14 protein-coding genes and 2 pseudogenes are annotated in these 13969 nt (G+C 68.6%); 4 read left to right on the top strand and 12 right to left on the bottom strand.

Annotated features, from left to right (window positions below):
- Positions 1-207 precede the first annotated feature (207 nt).
- Both G3I60_RS37795 and G3I60_RS37790 read left to right on the top strand, forming a co-directional pair.
- Entirely contained in the window at positions 208-537 is a 330-nt protein-coding gene (locus G3I60_RS37795; protein WP_164608327.1) for a helix-turn-helix transcriptional regulator, read from the top strand.
- Positions 538-884: 347 nt separating this feature from the next.
- Positions 885-2297 (top strand): hypothetical protein, encoded by a 1413-nt coding sequence (locus tag G3I60_RS37790; RefSeq protein WP_239070760.1) that lies wholly within the window; start codon positions 885-887, stop codon positions 2295-2297.
- 5 nt (positions 2298-2302) lie between these two features.
- Here the strand turns inward: G3I60_RS37790 and G3I60_RS37785 are convergent, their stop codons facing one another.
- The 7 genes from G3I60_RS37785 to G3I60_RS37755 all read right to left on the bottom strand — a co-directional run bounded on the left by G3I60_RS37785 (position 2303) and on the right by G3I60_RS37755 (position 9697).
- On the bottom strand, positions 2303-3871 hold the full coding sequence (locus G3I60_RS37785) for an ATP-binding protein (protein ID WP_164608326.1): 1569 nt from the start codon (positions 3869-3871) through the stop codon (positions 2303-2305).
- Between the two features lie 28 nt (positions 3872-3899).
- A complete protein-coding gene (locus tag G3I60_RS37780; RefSeq protein ID WP_164299337.1) occupies positions 3900-4352 on the bottom strand; it encodes a DUF6238 family protein in 453 nt (150 codons plus the stop codon).
- A gap of 35 nt (positions 4353-4387) precedes the next feature.
- On the bottom strand, positions 4388-5857 hold the full coding sequence (locus G3I60_RS37775) for an SCO6880 family protein (protein ID WP_164299339.1): 1470 nt from the start codon (positions 5855-5857) through the stop codon (positions 4388-4390).
- 147 nt (positions 5858-6004) lie between these two features.
- The gene (locus tag G3I60_RS37770; protein ID WP_164299341.1) at positions 6005-7429 is read right to left on the bottom strand and encodes an ATP-binding protein; all 1425 of its coding nucleotides are present in this window, start codon (positions 7427-7429) and stop codon (positions 6005-6007) included.
- A 30-nt stretch (positions 7430-7459) separates the two neighbouring features.
- Positions 7460-8161: a hypothetical protein gene (locus G3I60_RS37765; RefSeq protein WP_203674862.1), complete on the bottom strand. Its 702-nt coding sequence runs from the start codon at positions 8159-8161 to the stop codon at positions 7460-7462.
- Positions 8161-8469, bottom strand: coding sequence for a DUF6112 family protein (locus tag G3I60_RS37760; protein WP_164299343.1), 309 nt, complete (start codon positions 8467-8469; stop codon positions 8161-8163). The genes G3I60_RS37765 and G3I60_RS37760 overlap by 1 nt, the downstream gene beginning before the upstream one ends.
- 85 nt (positions 8470-8554) lie before the next feature.
- Positions 8555-9697 carry a C40 family peptidase gene (locus G3I60_RS37755; RefSeq protein WP_164299344.1) on the bottom strand — a complete coding sequence of 381 codons (1143 nt, stop codon included), beginning with the start codon at positions 9695-9697 and terminating at the stop codon, positions 8555-8557.
- Positions 9698-10276: 579 nt separating this feature from the next.
- Between G3I60_RS37755 and G3I60_RS37750 the strand changes: the two genes are divergently transcribed.
- Positions 10277-11023: a site-specific DNA-methyltransferase gene (locus G3I60_RS37750; RefSeq protein ID WP_164299346.1), complete on the top strand. Its 747-nt coding sequence runs from the start codon at positions 10277-10279 to the stop codon at positions 11021-11023.
- A gap of 96 nt (positions 11024-11119) precedes the next feature.
- Here the strand turns inward: G3I60_RS37750 and G3I60_RS37745 are convergent.
- The 5 genes and pseudogenes from G3I60_RS37745 to G3I60_RS47145 all read right to left on the bottom strand — a co-directional run.
- A pseudogene (locus G3I60_RS37745) lies at positions 11120-11332 on the bottom strand (hypothetical protein); the annotation flags it as partial.
- A 6-nt stretch (positions 11333-11338) separates the two neighbouring features.
- A complete protein-coding gene (locus tag G3I60_RS46605; RefSeq protein ID WP_275406031.1) occupies positions 11339-11461 on the bottom strand; it encodes a hypothetical protein in 123 nt (40 codons plus the stop codon).
- 118 nt (positions 11462-11579) lie between these two features.
- A pseudogene (locus G3I60_RS46010) lies at positions 11580-11693 on the bottom strand (IS5/IS1182 family transposase); the annotation flags it as partial.
- 95 nt (positions 11694-11788) lie between these two features.
- Positions 11789-12070 carry a transposase gene (locus tag G3I60_RS37740; protein ID WP_164299322.1) on the bottom strand — a complete coding sequence of 94 codons (282 nt, stop codon included), beginning with the start codon at positions 12068-12070 and terminating at the stop codon, positions 11789-11791.
- Positions 12001-12186 (bottom strand): transposase, encoded by a 186-nt coding sequence (locus tag G3I60_RS47145; protein WP_369334873.1) that lies wholly within the window; start codon positions 12184-12186, stop codon positions 12001-12003. The genes G3I60_RS37740 and G3I60_RS47145 overlap by 70 nt, the downstream gene beginning before the upstream one ends.
- Positions 12187-12333: 147 nt before the next feature.
- Here G3I60_RS47145 and G3I60_RS37730 point away from each other — a divergent pair, with 147 nt between their 5' ends.
- Entirely contained in the window at positions 12334-13662 is a 1329-nt protein-coding gene (locus tag G3I60_RS37730; protein WP_203674860.1) for an IS630 family transposase, read from the top strand.
- Positions 13663-13969 lie beyond the last annotated feature (307 nt).

The following is a 13969-nucleotide window of genomic DNA, read 5'->3' as shown; positions in this document are numbered from 1 at the left end:
TTCCATGACCAACAGGCGCTCAAGAAGGTGTGGCACTGCCTGGCACGCTTCGGAACATCCGAGCAACGCAACGCGTGATCAGGGACGCATTCGGACAGTTCCAATACCCGACTCCACCATTACACGTCCGCAGTGATCACATTGAGCAGTCCTGGATCCAGGCGAACCAGAGGCTGGAAGCCCGACTCGGAGCGGAGGGATGAGCCGATGCAATGGAACCTGCGGTTGAAGGCTGCAGAGCGCGGCATCTGGAAGTCCGCGGAGATGCGCAGGCGCCTCGCGGACGCCGGGCTGGAGATCAGCGCGGGGAAGATGTCGGCGCTGTGGACCGGCACTCCGACGACCATCCGCCTGGACGACCTGGACGTGATCTGCGCCGTCCTGGACTGCGACCCTTCAGCACTGCTCATCCGGGAGCCCGAGAAGGTCGCTGCCCTCCGACCACGTCGCGAACAGGCAGCCTCCGCCCACTCCGACGTCTCGATTGTCGTCAAGCCGCGATTCGGCAGCAGCCCACGATCGGAGCCGCCACTGTGAACGCCGTCAGGCCACCCTCGAAGTGCCTCGTGTGCCAGGTCAACCGAGTCGCGTGGACGAAGCCACGCATGGACTTCTGCTACACGTGCGTGCCTGGCGGGCCGATCACCCCGCCACCGTGCCGCGGTTGCAGCTCCGACGACTACTTCAGCCAAGGGCAGTGCACCGTGTGCCACCCCGGAGCCCCGCTGCATCCCGGCTCCTGCCGCAGCTGTCTGGCCTGGGGCGCAGTCCGCGGCCAGAGCTGGTACTGCTGGAGTTGCCGCTGGTGGCATCAGCACTACCCGGAGGGCGACTGCATGGTCTGTGGACGCCGCGCTCCAATCGGAGACGGCGGTGTGTGCCGCTTGTGCCTCGAAGAGGGCCGCAGGGCCAAAGAGCCGACCCGGGCAGTCGACTACGCCGCCGTCACCCGCAACGGCCAACAGATCTACCTGGCGAATCTGCACCACGCGTATACCCAAGGTGAAACGCGACGTGCCTTCGCCGTAAGAACGCGGCCCCAGCCCGTGACAACACCACTGCGACCCGCGGCGTTCGAACCGGTCCGCTGGCGGCAACTCCTGTTGTTCCGCATGCCGCCCAACTACGCGGACCGAGTCGCGCTGAAGCGGAAGATCGACGCCCCCGACACGGACATGCTCGCCCACTGCGACGTCGTCCTTCGCGACCGCGCAGCCCGGCATAGCTGGAGCAAGAAGCTCACCAACGAGGTGAGGCGCTCCATCAAGCTGCTGCAAGCCCTCCAGGACACGCCCGGCGCAAAGATCCACGCCAGTGACGTACTGGAACTTCCCCGCTTGGGCGGCACAGCCCTGTCCACCATGGAGATCCTCGACGCCGCCGGCCTGTTGATCGACGACCGGACCCTCGCCGTGCGTCACTACTTCGCCAAGCACACCGCGGACCTGCCCCCGAAGATGACCGAGCAACTGCAGCTCTGGCTCGACGTGATGATCGACGGCAGCCGTCAGGCGCCGCGGCGACGAGCCCGCCATCCGCAGACCGCCCACCTGCACATCCTCGGCATGGCCTCGATCCTGCGGTCCTGGGCCGCTGCTGGGCACGAGTCCCTGGCAGAGATCACCAAGAAGGAGTACCTCGCCGCCCTGCCAGATCGCGGCGCCCACCGGAACTTCGCCGAGCAGGGCTTCCGGTCGGTCTTTCGCATCCTCAAAGCCCGCAAGCAAGTGTTCCTGGATCCGACGCGCGGAGTGAAGCTCACGCCCGTCACTGCATCGATCCCGCTGCCGCTCGACACCGACGCCATCCGCAAGGCGCTCAACTCGCCGGACCTGGCCTGCGCATGTGCAGTGTCCATGGTGGCCTTTCACGCCTTGACCGGACCCCAGGTACAGGGCCTCCTGCTGACCGACGTACGAGACGGGAAGCTCTACCTGGACGACCGCATCATTCCGCTGGCCGATCCTGTCCGTGCACGGCTCCGGGCCTACCTCGACCACCGAACCCTGACGTGGCCAAACACCCTCAACCCGCACCTGTTCATCAATCGCCGAACCGCCCACCGTCTCACCCCAGCGAGCCGGAACTTCCCCTGGATCAAGGTGGACCTGAAGCCGCAAGCCCTGCGGGAGGACCGCATCCTCCAGGAGATCTACGCGACCGGCGGTGACGTGCGACGTCTCTCCGACCTGTTCGGTCTCTCCATCGAGGCCGGCCTTCGCTACGCGAACACACTCGAGCACGCCGACCTGGCCGAGAACCGTGTCGAGAGTTCCAGCAACCCCGGGACGGGATAGCCTGTTCAACGGGACTCCTTCCGTGGGTTCATGGGAATCAGGGGCGCAGATGGCGCGAACTCCCGGACCTTCGCCGCCATCCGGGCATCGGTGTCGAACAATTGGCGCTCGGCCGGGTGGAGGGTGTGTTGCGTGATGAAGCTTCGACCTGCGACTTTCCACAAACCCCTGCCCTTGGTGAGGGCGGACACAGCCTGGGTTTCGACACCGGTCAGGCCGAGCAGGGAGGCTGCTGCGGCGAGCTGGTCGGGCTCTTGGCGGTAGATGATCCGGGTGGAACAGTCGGCCAGGAGGCCCTCGGCCAGAACCCGGCCGCGTGATCCGGCATTGCCTGCGGAGAGCAGGTCCGACAGGCGGTGGATCACCATCAAGTTGGCGATGCCCAGGCCGCGCGAGAGCTTCCACTGGGACTGCATGCGCTCCAGCAGTCCGACGTGGCGCATGACGCGCCAAGCCTCGTCGTAGATCACCCAGCGCCTGCCCCCGTCAGGGTCGGCGAGTGCGGACTCCATCCAGGCGCTCGCGCACGTCATGGCCAGCACCAGCGCGGTGTCGTCGCCGGAGCCGCCGAGACGGGACAGGTCGATGGACAGCATCGGTGTGGTCGGGTCGAAGGCCACGGTGCTCGGGGCGTCGAACATGCCGGACAGGTCGCCGTGGACCAGGCGTCGGACGGCGTGCGCCAGGTCCTGGGCGGCGGGCCCGATGCGCCCGGTCTGGTCGCCGAGGGCCTGGTCGAGGCGCTCGGGGGAGCCGAGGATGTGGGCGATGTCGCCGAGCAGCGGCACGGTGCCGCGCGCGGCACCGTCGGTGACGACCACGTCCAGGGCCAAGTCCAGGGCGGTGTGTTCCATCGGCAGCAGGTCGCGCTTGAGGACGGTGCGCGCGAGGCCGGCCAGGAGCAGAAGGCGCCGCTTGCGGATCTCGGTCGACCAGTCCTCTTCCCGGACCGAAGCGGGTCGAGCTGGGGCGTCCAACGGGTTGAGGCGGCCGGGGAGTCCCGGGCCCAGCGCGATGGTGTAACCGCCGAGGGCGTGTGCGACGGCCGTCCATTCGCCCTTGGGATCGCAAGGCACGTAGACCCGGTAGCCGTGCGCTATCGCCCGCATCGCGATGGACTTCGCCAGCGCGGACTTGCCCATGCCGATGATCCCGGCGAGCACGGCGTTGGGGTTGGTGAAGCCTTCGATGCGTCCGCTGCTGTAGAGGGAGAAGGGGTCGTAGCAGAAGGCGGCCTCGGCGTGGACGTCACGGCCGATGTAGATGCCGTCCGCGCCCAGGCCGCCCTCCGCGAGGAACGGGTACGCGCCGGAGACGGTGGCGGTGGTCATCCGATGGGCGGGCAGGGCGAGCTTGCCGCCACGCGCCGAGAAAGATCCGGGACGTCCGGACACCGGATACGTAGGCCGCAGGTCCGGATCGAGTGTCTCTTCGTGGCGGCGCTTGGGCTGGGCTTCGGCGAGGCGGGCCTGACGGCGGGCGGTGGCGAAGCCGGCGCGGGCGGCTCGCTGCTCGGCACGTGAGGTCTTGCGGGGGACGAACAGGTGGGAGGCGCTGGCGCGGGTCCTGGGCATGAACGTTTCTCCGGGGTGTGTGTCGGGGTCAGTAGCGGACGAGGCCGGTGAACGGCGCATGCAGGTCCGCGGGAGTGGTGCGGCGGCGGACCAGGTGCGCGGTGCGCTGGTGGCGCTGGCAGATGGTCAGCTCCGGAGCGCCTTCGGGCACCCCGGCCTGGCACGCTTCGCGGTCGGGGACCTCGCCCGATGCGGGTCGCGGAGCCGCGTGGTAGGCGGCGTGGACGTGGTCGGCCGCCTGCCAGATCCGGGTCCGGGCGACCCGGAGTTCGGCGCCCTCGATCGGTACGAGCTGCCCGGTGCGGGCGGTATGGGCGTCGAGCAGCCCGTGCAGGGAGACGAGGTGGGCGTGCAGGGCGTCCAGCTCGGCGCGGGCGGCGACCAGGGGACCGCCGGGGACGTTGAGTGCGCGATGGAAATCGAGGGCGGCGGTGGCGAAGGGCACGAAATCCTGCGCGATCGGGGTGGCGGTGCGGGACATGGGGGTGCCCTTTCGAAACGGGATAACGGCCGGTGTTAGACGGCGAGGGCGAGAGGCAGGGCGGCGGCGGTGAATGCTTCGGCTTGCTGCCAGGTGAGCGGTCGCAGGTCGAGCTGGGCGCCGACCGCCGCGGTCTCCACCACCGCGCAAGCGGAGCGCAGCTGCTCTTCGGAGTCGGCCGAGACGGTCAGCAGGCCGGTCAGGGCGACATCCGCGTGGCCTGCGATGAGCTGGCGCTCGCGGGTCTTGATGTCCTGGTACTCGATCGAATCCGCCTCGGAATCGACCTGGCCGCGCCGGGCCCGCTCGGCGGCGTCCGCGATCACGGACGACTTCTTGCGCTGGACATCGCGCAGCGCGGCGTCCAGGCCCTTCGGGGCGTAGGACAGTGACATCGTTCGACGCACCCCGGCGGTGAACAGCAGCTGGTGCAGGAAGCCCGCGCTGGTCTCGGTGCGGGGCCAGTTCTCCACCCAGTACGTGGTGTGGAACGCGGTATCGGTCGCGATGTGGTCGGCCTTCTCGACCACCACGACGGGGCCGGCAGCGGCGGGATGGGCTGCGGGGCGGCCGGAGGCGGACCAGCGGTCGAGGGCCGCGCCGGAGGCGGGGTCGTAGGCGGTCCGGACGACGGCCGCGATCTCGGTGGCCGACAGCCAGCCGGTGGGATTGAGTCCGGCAGTGCGGGCGGCCTGGTCGAACGTCGAGGTCAGCTGGGACAGGACGCTGAACGCGCCGGTCAGTCCGCCACCGGCCTGGTTGATCAGCCGACGGGCGGCCTTGGCGTCCAGGGACACCGCGACGTACGCCTCGTGGGGGGCGGCAGCCGGTCCGGCGGAAGCGATCAGTTCGCTATAGATCCTGCCTGCCAGCGGGGCGTCGGGGTTACCGTGCTCGGCCCAGTACCGGCGCAGTGCGTCGCCGGAGTCCGGGACGGTGCGCTCGATCACCTGGATCCGGGCGACTTGTCCGGTGCGCGCCAGGGCGGCAAGCGCACGCCCCCACCCGGAGACGTTGCGGTTCTGGGTGACGGGGTCGAGCAGGGCGTAGGCGCGGGAGGACACCTTGACGACGGCGGTAAGTGTGCCGGTGTGCGGGTTGTGCACCGCGCCGTACCGACGGTCGGGGGCTGTGACCACGCGCAGGCTCGCGGCGGTGCCGGGCAGATGCAGCAATCCTTCGCGGACCGGGCGGCGCGCGGGGCGGGCGAGCCAGATCAGCTGGCCCCGCACACGGCGGAGCATGTACCGGGTGACGATCGGTCCCCAGTCGGCCAACGACCGCCCTCGGTAGCGGATGACGATGCCCAGGGCGATGGCGGCCCACAGGGGGATGAGTTCGAGAGCGCCGGCCACGCCGCGGGTGAGGATCACGGCGAGCAGCAGCAGCCCGGTCAGGGCGGCGACGAGCAGTTGCGGGACGGTCAGGCCGAGCAGGACGCCGCGCCGGGAGCGGTGCGGGAACTTCACGGTGGCCGTGGCTTCGGCCGCGGAGCTGTCAGACATGGGGAATCCAGACGGTGGGAGCAGGAGGGGCGGAAGGGGAGGTGTGGCGTTCTTCTGGAGGTCATGGCAGGACTCCTGTTCGCGTTAGCCGGGGGGAGGGGCGGGCTGCGTACTGCCTGGTGCAGCCCGCCCCGGGGTGGTGGTTGGTCAGGACCCGGATGGTGGCTGGGTGGGGAAGACCCAGCCCGTCGGGTCCGGCGAGCCGGTCGGCGACGGCCAGGTGACGGGCCCCGGGATCGGCGGCGGGCTGCCGGCCGGAGCCGGTGCGGAGGAAGGAACCGATCCTGCGTCGGTAGTGCTCCCCCCGGAGGGCACGGCGCCAGAGAGCTGCCCTGCGGAACCACCGCCCGTCGCGGAAGCGCTCGTCCCGGCGCCGTCCGACCCACCCGCAGCGGGCCGGTTGATCAGCGCGGGGATGCCGGGACGTTGCACCAGAGCTCGGCCCTTGTCGCCCGAGGCTCCCGGGTCTTCGCCGAACCGGAACGATGTCTGCGGCTGCGGCGGGCCGGAGTTGATGCCCTCCTTACTGGTGCTGTCGGAGGGGTCGATACCGGAGGCGACGCCGTCGGCTCCCGTTCCGGGGACCTGGCTCGGCCCCTGCGGAGCGGGCGTGCCGGTGCTGGCCTGCATCGCGACGCTGCCCGCGGTCTTCGCCGCACCTGCGGCGACCGCCATCCCGGCGACGCCGGTGCGGTGCAGATCGTCCTGGCCGCTGCCGTCGGTCGCCCAGTGCACGAACTTGTACGTGGCGTACGGGCACAGCAGCACGAGGACCATGACGACGATGCCGGCCATCGCATCGGACAGGGCGGCCATACCGTCGTGGGAGTCCGACTTGCCCATGGCGCTGACGCCGATCAGGAACACCACGGTCATGAGGAGCTTGCTGACGACCAGGGTGGCGGTGGCTTCGATCCAGCCCCGCCGCCAGCGCTTGGCGACCTCCCAGCCGCCGCCGGATCCGGCGAAGACCGCGAGGGCGACCAGGACCAGGACGCCGACCTTGCGGGCGACCATGACCCCCCAGTACATGAACGCGCCGATCGCGCAGCCGACGGCGACCACGGCTGGGATGGTCCAGCCCAAGCCGTACATCGCCCCCAGTTCGTTGACCTTGACGACGCGGCGGATCGCGTCGTCGGTGGAGGTGTTGGCCGCTTGGAACAACCCGTCGGACAGCGCGTCGACCACGGTGATGGCCACCGAGGTGAAGGCGATGGCGCAAAACGAGAACAGGACGCCGGTCATCGTGCCGATGACGGCTTGGGCGAGGGCGCGTTCGTCGCGGCGCCAGGCGGCGAACATCAGCTGCAGGCAGAACGTGCCCACGGTCAGGGCGAGCCCGATGGGTAGCAGCAGCTCGTAGTTTTCCCGGAACCACGGGGCGTTGAGGTTGATGGCGGTGGTTTCGTTGACGGCTTTGGCCGCGAGGTCGGCGGCGCTGGCCGCCAGTTCTCCCGCGGATTTCGCGATCCACGCACCGATGCCATCGGTGACGGTTCCGGCGGGGTTGCTGACGAAATCGACGGCGTCGCAGACGCTGCCCATCAGCGGAAGGTCACAGACTCCCATGGCAATACCTCCTTACTTTCCGGGGTGAGATCAGGGCGAGACAGCCGGCAGGACACCGGCCAAGGCGCAGGGCTGGGAAGGACGGCACTGGACCGCGAGGGTGATCACACGATCCTCTGCACCTCCGGCGGGCGAGCCGGTCCAGGCGATCGCCTGCTTGCCGGAGACCGTCACCGCGTAGACGTATGCGGTGGTGATCGCGCCGGGATCCGCCTGCAGCGCCCGGGTGAACGCTTCCGGGAAGTGGGCCTCGTTCACGGTGGCGGTGGCGTACTGGCCGTTGTCGGCCATCCGCCCCCACAGCACCGGCGAGGCAATCAGCCGATCGACCGACGCCGCATCCGCGTACTTGGCCTCGCCGGTCAGCCACTTGTGCAGGGCAGCCAGCAGCTCCGGCTGGGAGGAGGCGCGGGTGTCGTAGGACCACAGCGCGGCGGCTGCCGCCTTCCCGAAGACGATCGGATCGTGCGTGGACGGCGGCACGGGCAGCGCAGCCCGGTCCCCGGAGGCGGGCGCCGATGACCCAGTGCCCGACGGGGAGATGGATGAACTCGGCTGCGGCGCCGGAGCCTTGGACTCGGTCCGGCCGTCGCGGGTGAGGTAGGCGCCCAGTCCGGCGAGGATGATGAGCACGGCCAGGACCACGGTGCCGAGCAGCGCCCGGCGGCGCACGCGTGATGCGCCGCCGGGCTTACCGCTGCCGGAAACGGGGGTGAGGAGTCGTTTCTTCATCAGTGGACCTGCGTTCCCAGCGTTGAGAAGAACGCGACCACGCCATTGGCCGCGCCCAGCAGGAGAGCTGCGCCCGCGCCGACGAGCACGCCCTTCTTGCCGTTGGCTTCGGCCTGGTGGCCGCCGGAGTGGTGGCCCCAGGCCCAGACGCAGCCGCTGACCGCGAGCGCGCCGACGACGGCGACGAGTCCGAAGAGGTTGATGGAGCCCATCACCTGCTTCAGGACTGCCAGTCCTGGCAGTCCGCCCTCGTTGGGCTTGATTCCGGGGTCATAGGCGAGCTGTATGGCCTTGTCGGCGAGATACATGGGGAACTCCAGTTCGATTCAGTGCACGCCAAAGCCCGCGGGGGCGCTACGGCGGTGCGGAGAGGGTGTGAGGGGAAGGCGCCGGTCAGAGGACTCGGCGGGCCGCGAGGATCTGCGGCTTCCAGGAAGCGAGGGTCGAAATCTTGACCACGTCGCCGGTGTGCGGGGCCTGGATGATCAGGCCCGAGCCGATGAACATTCCCACGTGTTCGGGTACCTGGGCGGTGCCCTCGGTGAACAGCAGGTCGCCGGGTTTCAGCGCATCGACCGAGACCACCTGACCCTCCCCGACCTGCGTATAGGTCGTTCGGGTCAGGGAGACCCCCGCCGCTTGGTAAGCCCCTTGCATCAGCGAGGAGCAGTCACAGCGGCCCATCGGGTCCGGCCCATGGGAGTCCGCGCAACTGCCGCCCCACTGGTACGGAGTGCCGAGCTGGACCATGGCCCAGCGAATCGCGGTCTTCACCTTCGGCGGCGCGTCGGCCGGAATGACGTACCCGGCCGGTACGGACCCCGCAGGGATGGTCCCGAAATCGGTACCGTCACCCCCACCCGAACAACCTCCACTCCCCGAACCGTTGGTAGACGGCGGGCCGCCAGTACCCGTTGGACTGGGAGAGGGTGTGCCACTGCTCTGGCCGCGTGCCGAAGCAATCGCCGTCTGCAGCGCGGTGGACAGCGGCTCCCACTTGGCATAAGCGTTGGGAAGGCCTGAGTGCTGCACCGCCTGGGCGGCCTGGGTGACGGTCATCGACTCCCACCCGGACACTTCCTTCAGGGCCGTGTAGAAGCTGGTGCTGGCGTGCACCGGGTCGAGGATCTGCGCCGCGGTTCCCCACCCCTGCGATGGACGCTGCTGGAACAGTCCCAGGCTGTCTCGGTCGCCGTAGTTCAGGTTGCGCAGGCCGCTCTCCTGGAGGGCGGTCGCCAGCGCCACGACCTGCCCCCGTACGGGGATGTGCATCGCGACACCGGTGGCCTGGATGGTCTTGGCATTGGGAATCTGCTCGGCGGGATCATCCAGCCCGGGGACAGCGACCGTGCCCTTGCCGCCGCCGTCCAGGATCGCCTTCACCTGCGCGGCCACCGCCGCGGTATCCACAACCTGTGTACCGCCGGGGGAACAGGAAGCCGAGGCACTCCCGGCGGTGATGGCGAGGATCGGAACGGCCAGCAGAAGCGGTGTAGCGGCGAGAAGCGCGACGGCGGCTCCGGCGGTCTTGCTCATCGCATCCGTCCCGTGCCGAAGCGAGCGGAATAGATCGGCCGCGGGTCGGAGCGTGGATGGGGGTGTATCAGGGCGTGCAGCATCGCTGTGGCTCCTTGCGTGTCGTAGGAGGCGCGGTGCCGGTTCCTCGTGGACAGCCGCCGGCACCGCGCCGGTATGAATCCGCCCGGATGTAGGCGGCCCGAGTCAGGGGAGTTGGTAGCTCCCGGACGCCGGTTAAAGGTCCTGCGCGGCAGCCAGCCGCGCTCGTAATCTCAGCCGGTACACGGGGTCTCCTCGAAGGTGCGGGAACAGGCGATGAACGTGCCCTTCGCACTACGCAATTGGACGCGGCAGCACGGAAAAACACAGGTCAGCAGGGGTGGAGCTAGGCTCCGCCGCGGTGACGTGGCCAGACAGTAGACGCGAATTCCGGCCGCACCAAACGAGCCCTCGAAGTGACCCCGCCGCGTCGAGCGGCTCGCCAGGGTGCGGCCGGAATTACCGGCTAACCTCCGCCAGACCCCACGCCGAAGGACCCTGACCGGGACGACCTTCGCCGGGGCAACACCCGCCTATGCCCTGAAAGAGGCCCTGCGCATGAGCTACACGCTGCATCGAGGCGACGCCCTCACTGTGCTCAAGACCCTGCCCGATGAGAGCGTCCACGCCGTCATCACCGACCCCCCGTACAACTCCGGCGGGCGCACCAGTTCGGACCGCACCGGCCGCACCGCACGCGCGAAGTACGTCACCAGCAACTCCGCGCACGACCTGCAGAACTTCCCCGGCGAGAACCGAGATCAGCGCTCGTACCGGAGCTGGCTGACCGCCCTGCTCACCGAGTCCTACCGGGCCGCGACCGAGCACGCGGTGGCCATGGTCTTCTCCGACTGGCGCCAGGAGCCCACCACCAGCGATGCCCTGCAGATGGCGGGATGGACCTGGTGCGGCACGATCCCCTGGATCAAGCCCGCTAGCCGACCCCGCAAGGGCGGCTTCAAACAGTCGGCAGAGTTCATCACCTGGGGCGTCAAGGGCACCCTCGCCAAGGACCGAGACCTCTACCTCCCCGGCCACTTCATCGCGTCGCAGCCCCGTAAGGACCGCGTCCACATCACCCAAAAGCCCGTCGAGATCATGCAGCAGCTCGTCCAGATATGCCCCGAAGGCGGCACCGTCCTCGATCCGTTCACCGGCAGCGGTTCCACAGGCGTCGCCGCCCTGCGCGAAGGCCGGCACTTCCTTGGCGTCGAACTGTCGTCGCATTACGCCGACGTTGCCGAGGCAAGGCTCCGAGCGGAACTAACCCAGGACGACTTCGACCTGGCAGGGCCGGAGGCGTGAGTATGAGAACGACCAGGACAGGGCCGACGGACCACAGACGCCAAAGGGCGGCTGGAGCATCGAGACACCGATGCACCAGCCGTCCTTGTTCGTACGTCAAGCCGCGAACGCCCGCCGAATCAGCGGCCCCGCCTTCTCCAGGTCCGACGCCGACGCGATCCGCACCTCCAGATCGCCCGTCCCGAGGTGGCCGATACCGCGCATGTCACGCGAGAAGCCCGCCTCCAACTCGACCGTCTCCGGGTCGACCTTGAGGTAGACCAGCACCGCCTCCTGCTTCGGGCGGAAGACGACCGAGGCGATGTTCACCGCCACCTAGCGCCGGACGTCGTCCATCGCCTCGCGCAGCCCCGCCGTCATCTCCCGGACCTTCACGGCGTCCAGCGGCGGCCGCAGCGGTTCGGCGACATCGCCCTGGCCCTCGATGTCCTCGCTCATGACTCCATCGCCCTCCGGTGGAGTAGGCCTTGTCGGCGACGGCGCCGGGGCGGGTGCGGGGCCGGCCGACGGGTCCGCGGACGACGATGCCCTCGACGACGGCGACGAAACGCGGGTTGTCGGCGGCCTGGCCGGGGGTCAGGACGAAGGACAGCGGTCGGCAGCGTCGGTCGGCCGAGAGGTGGATCTTCGCGGTGAGTCCGCCGCGCGAGCGTCCCAGTTCGGCCGCCCGCAGGCGGGCCCTGCGTCGGCGTCGCACCCGCCGACGCTCCTCACGTGCCGCCTCGGCGGCCCCCGCGACGGGCACCGCCGCAACCACCACCGCCGTCACCGGCACCTTTTGCCGCTTTCGCGAATCCCCTCTTCCTCGTCGACGGACTTCTCCAACTTGCCCAGGAGTTCGGCGTCGACGACCATCCCGGCCGCGTCGTGATGCGCACACACCACGGTGGAGTCCACGCTCACCAGGCCGAGTTCGACCTGCCCGCGCGCGGCGGCCTCGGCGATCATCGCCTCCATCAGGGCCTGGAACGTCCCCGTCAGGGCCCAGGCGTGAAAGCGCTGGTAGACGGTCTGGCAGGGCCCGTACCTTCGGGCACGTCCCGCCACGGACTGCCCGTCCGGAAACGCCACATCACCCCGTTGAAACAGTCCCGCAACCGCCCCGGATACGGGCCGCGCTCCCTGATCGGGAGGAACGGCTCAAACCAACTCCCACTCGCCATCGGCCAGATCACCACGCGTCATCCCGACCTTCTATCAAGTCGGCAGCCCTTCGCGGAGGCAAACCCGACTTCCCGAAGATTGGAACCCAGAACAGGCCCTAGTGTCATGCACCTGAAATAGCGGTCTTAAGTTGCTAGAGTTTTTGGATGCCGCGTTCGGAGCGTTCTTCCGTCGAGTTTGTACTGACCGCTGACGAGCGTGATCAGTTGGTGCGCTGGTCGCGGGATTCGTCGAGGCTGGCAGTGCGGGCTCGGGTCGTTTTGCGGTGTGCGGCGCACGGTGTCGTGTACGCGCAGGTCGCCACGGATCTGGGTGTATCGGCGATGACGGTGGCCAAGTGGCGGAAGCGATTCGTGGAATCACGGCTGGAAGGCTTGGCCGATACCAGCAGGTCGGGCAGGCCGAAGGGCGTCTTGAGCCTGACGGACGTCGAGCGGGAGCAGTTGACGCGCTGGGCGCGTCGGGCGAAGACCTCGCAGGCTCTGGCATTGCGGGCACGGATCGTGCTGGCGTGCGCCGAAGAGGCATCGAACAAGCGCGTCGCCGCCGAGCTGGGAACGTCGGTGTCCACCGTGGGCCGTTGGCGGCGCCGGTTTGTGGAGTCCCGACTGGAAGGCTTGGCCGACGAACTCCGTCCGGGCCGGCCGCCGTCGATTCTCCTCGACCGGGTCGAGGAGGTCATCGTCATGACCTTGGAGTCCACTCCCCGCAACGCCACCCACTGGTCCCGTGCCTCGATGGCCCAGCGCACGGGGCTGTCGAAGTCGACGATCGGACGGATCTGGCGGAAGTTCGACCTGAAACCGCACATCCAGGACTCCTTCAAACTTTCCACCGACCCGCAGTTCGTGGAGAAGGTCGTCGACGTCGTCGGGCTCTACCACCACCCTCCGGAGAAGGCGGTGGTGCTCTGCGTCGATGAAAAGTCCCAAGTCCAGGCTTTGGATCGCACCCAGCCAGTACTGCCGATGATGCCTGGCATGCCGGAACGGCGCACCCATGACTACCAACGGCACGGCGTTACCAGCCTGTTCGCGGCGTTCGACATCGACGACGGCAGGGTTATCAGCTCGCTGCACCGCCGGCACCGCGCAGTCGAGTTCAAGAAGTTCCTGGTCAAGATAGACAAGGCGGTGCCCGCCGAACTTGATGTCCACCTGGTCTGTGACAACTACGCCACACACAAGACACCTGCGATCAAGGCATGGCTCGGACGACATCCCCGCTTCCACGTCCACTTCACACCCACCGGCTCGAGCTGGATCAACCAGGTCGAACGATGGTTCGGGCACCTCACCGACCAACTTATTCGCCGCGGCACGCATACCTCAGTGCAAGCCCTCGAAGCCGACATCCGCACCTGGGTCAAGACCTGGAACGAGGACCCCAAGCCGTTCACCTGGACCAAAACAGCCGACGAAATCCTCAATTCCTTATCGGAATATATCGCTAGGATTTCCGGCGCAGGACACTAGATAGTCGCACCGCTTCCGCCGGAGCAGGAAGCGCCCGCGAGACCGCCCGCCCTGTCGTACTCCAGCCCCGCCGTCGCAGCGATGAGCCCGACGGCTAGGACCCAGAGAACACCGCCGAGTACGGCAAGCAGCGATGTCACCACCCCCGTGAGCATTTCCAGCGGCGGCGGGAGAACGGCTTACGTTGCGGGAGCGTGCTGCGGTAAAGGCGGGAACGCACCCATGGCCCGAGCGTGCGCCGTCGCTTCTCAGCGGTGCCCTTGCCCGTGCGGATGTCAGCCCCGGGTGGACCCTCGTCTGTGAGAGT

The organism is Streptomyces sp. SID13666 (assembly GCF_010548325.1).
Taxonomy (GTDB): Bacteria; Actinomycetota; Actinomycetes; order Streptomycetales; family Streptomycetaceae; genus Actinacidiphila; species Actinacidiphila fildesensis.
This window is presented reverse-complemented; position numbering and strand designations above follow the sequence as displayed.

Excerpts from the sequence above, each read along its gene's own strand:
- G3I60_RS37795 (WP_164608327.1), top strand. The coding sequence starts at position 208 with ATGCAATGGAACCTGCGGTTGAAGGCTGCAGAGCGCGGCATCTGGAAG.
- G3I60_RS37785 (WP_164608326.1), bottom strand. The coding sequence starts at position 3,871 with ATGCCCAGGACCCGCGCCAGCGCCTCCCACCTGTTCGTCCCCCGCAAG.
- G3I60_RS37780 (WP_164299337.1), bottom strand. The coding sequence starts at position 4,352 with ATGTCCCGCACCGCCACCCCGATCGCGCAGGATTTCGTGCCCTTCGCC.
- G3I60_RS37775 (WP_164299339.1), bottom strand. The coding sequence starts at position 5,857 with ATGTCTGACAGCTCCGCGGCCGAAGCCACGGCCACCGTGAAGTTCCCG.
- G3I60_RS37770 (WP_164299341.1), bottom strand. The coding sequence starts at position 7,429 with ATGGGAGTCTGTGACCTTCCGCTGATGGGCAGCGTCTGCGACGCCGTC.
- G3I60_RS37765 (WP_203674862.1), bottom strand. The coding sequence starts at position 8,161 with ATGAAGAAACGACTCCTCACCCCCGTTTCCGGCAGCGGTAAGCCCGGC.
- G3I60_RS37760 (WP_164299343.1), bottom strand. The coding sequence starts at position 8,469 with ATGTATCTCGCCGACAAGGCCATACAGCTCGCCTATGACCCCGGAATC.
- G3I60_RS37755 (WP_164299344.1), bottom strand. The coding sequence starts at position 9,697 with ATGAGCAAGACCGCCGGAGCCGCCGTCGCGCTTCTCGCCGCTACACCG.
- G3I60_RS37750 (WP_164299346.1), top strand. The coding sequence starts at position 10,277 with ATGAGCTACACGCTGCATCGAGGCGACGCCCTCACTGTGCTCAAGACC.
- G3I60_RS46605 (WP_275406031.1), bottom strand. The coding sequence starts at position 11,461 with ATGAGCGAGGACATCGAGGGCCAGGGCGATGTCGCCGAACCGCTGCGG.
- G3I60_RS47145 (WP_369334873.1), bottom strand. The coding sequence starts at position 12,186 with ATGGCGAGTGGGAGTTGGTTTGAGCCGTTCCTCCCGATCAGGGAGCGC.
- G3I60_RS37730 (WP_203674860.1), top strand. The coding sequence starts at position 12,334 with ATGCCGCGTTCGGAGCGTTCTTCCGTCGAGTTTGTACTGACCGCTGAC.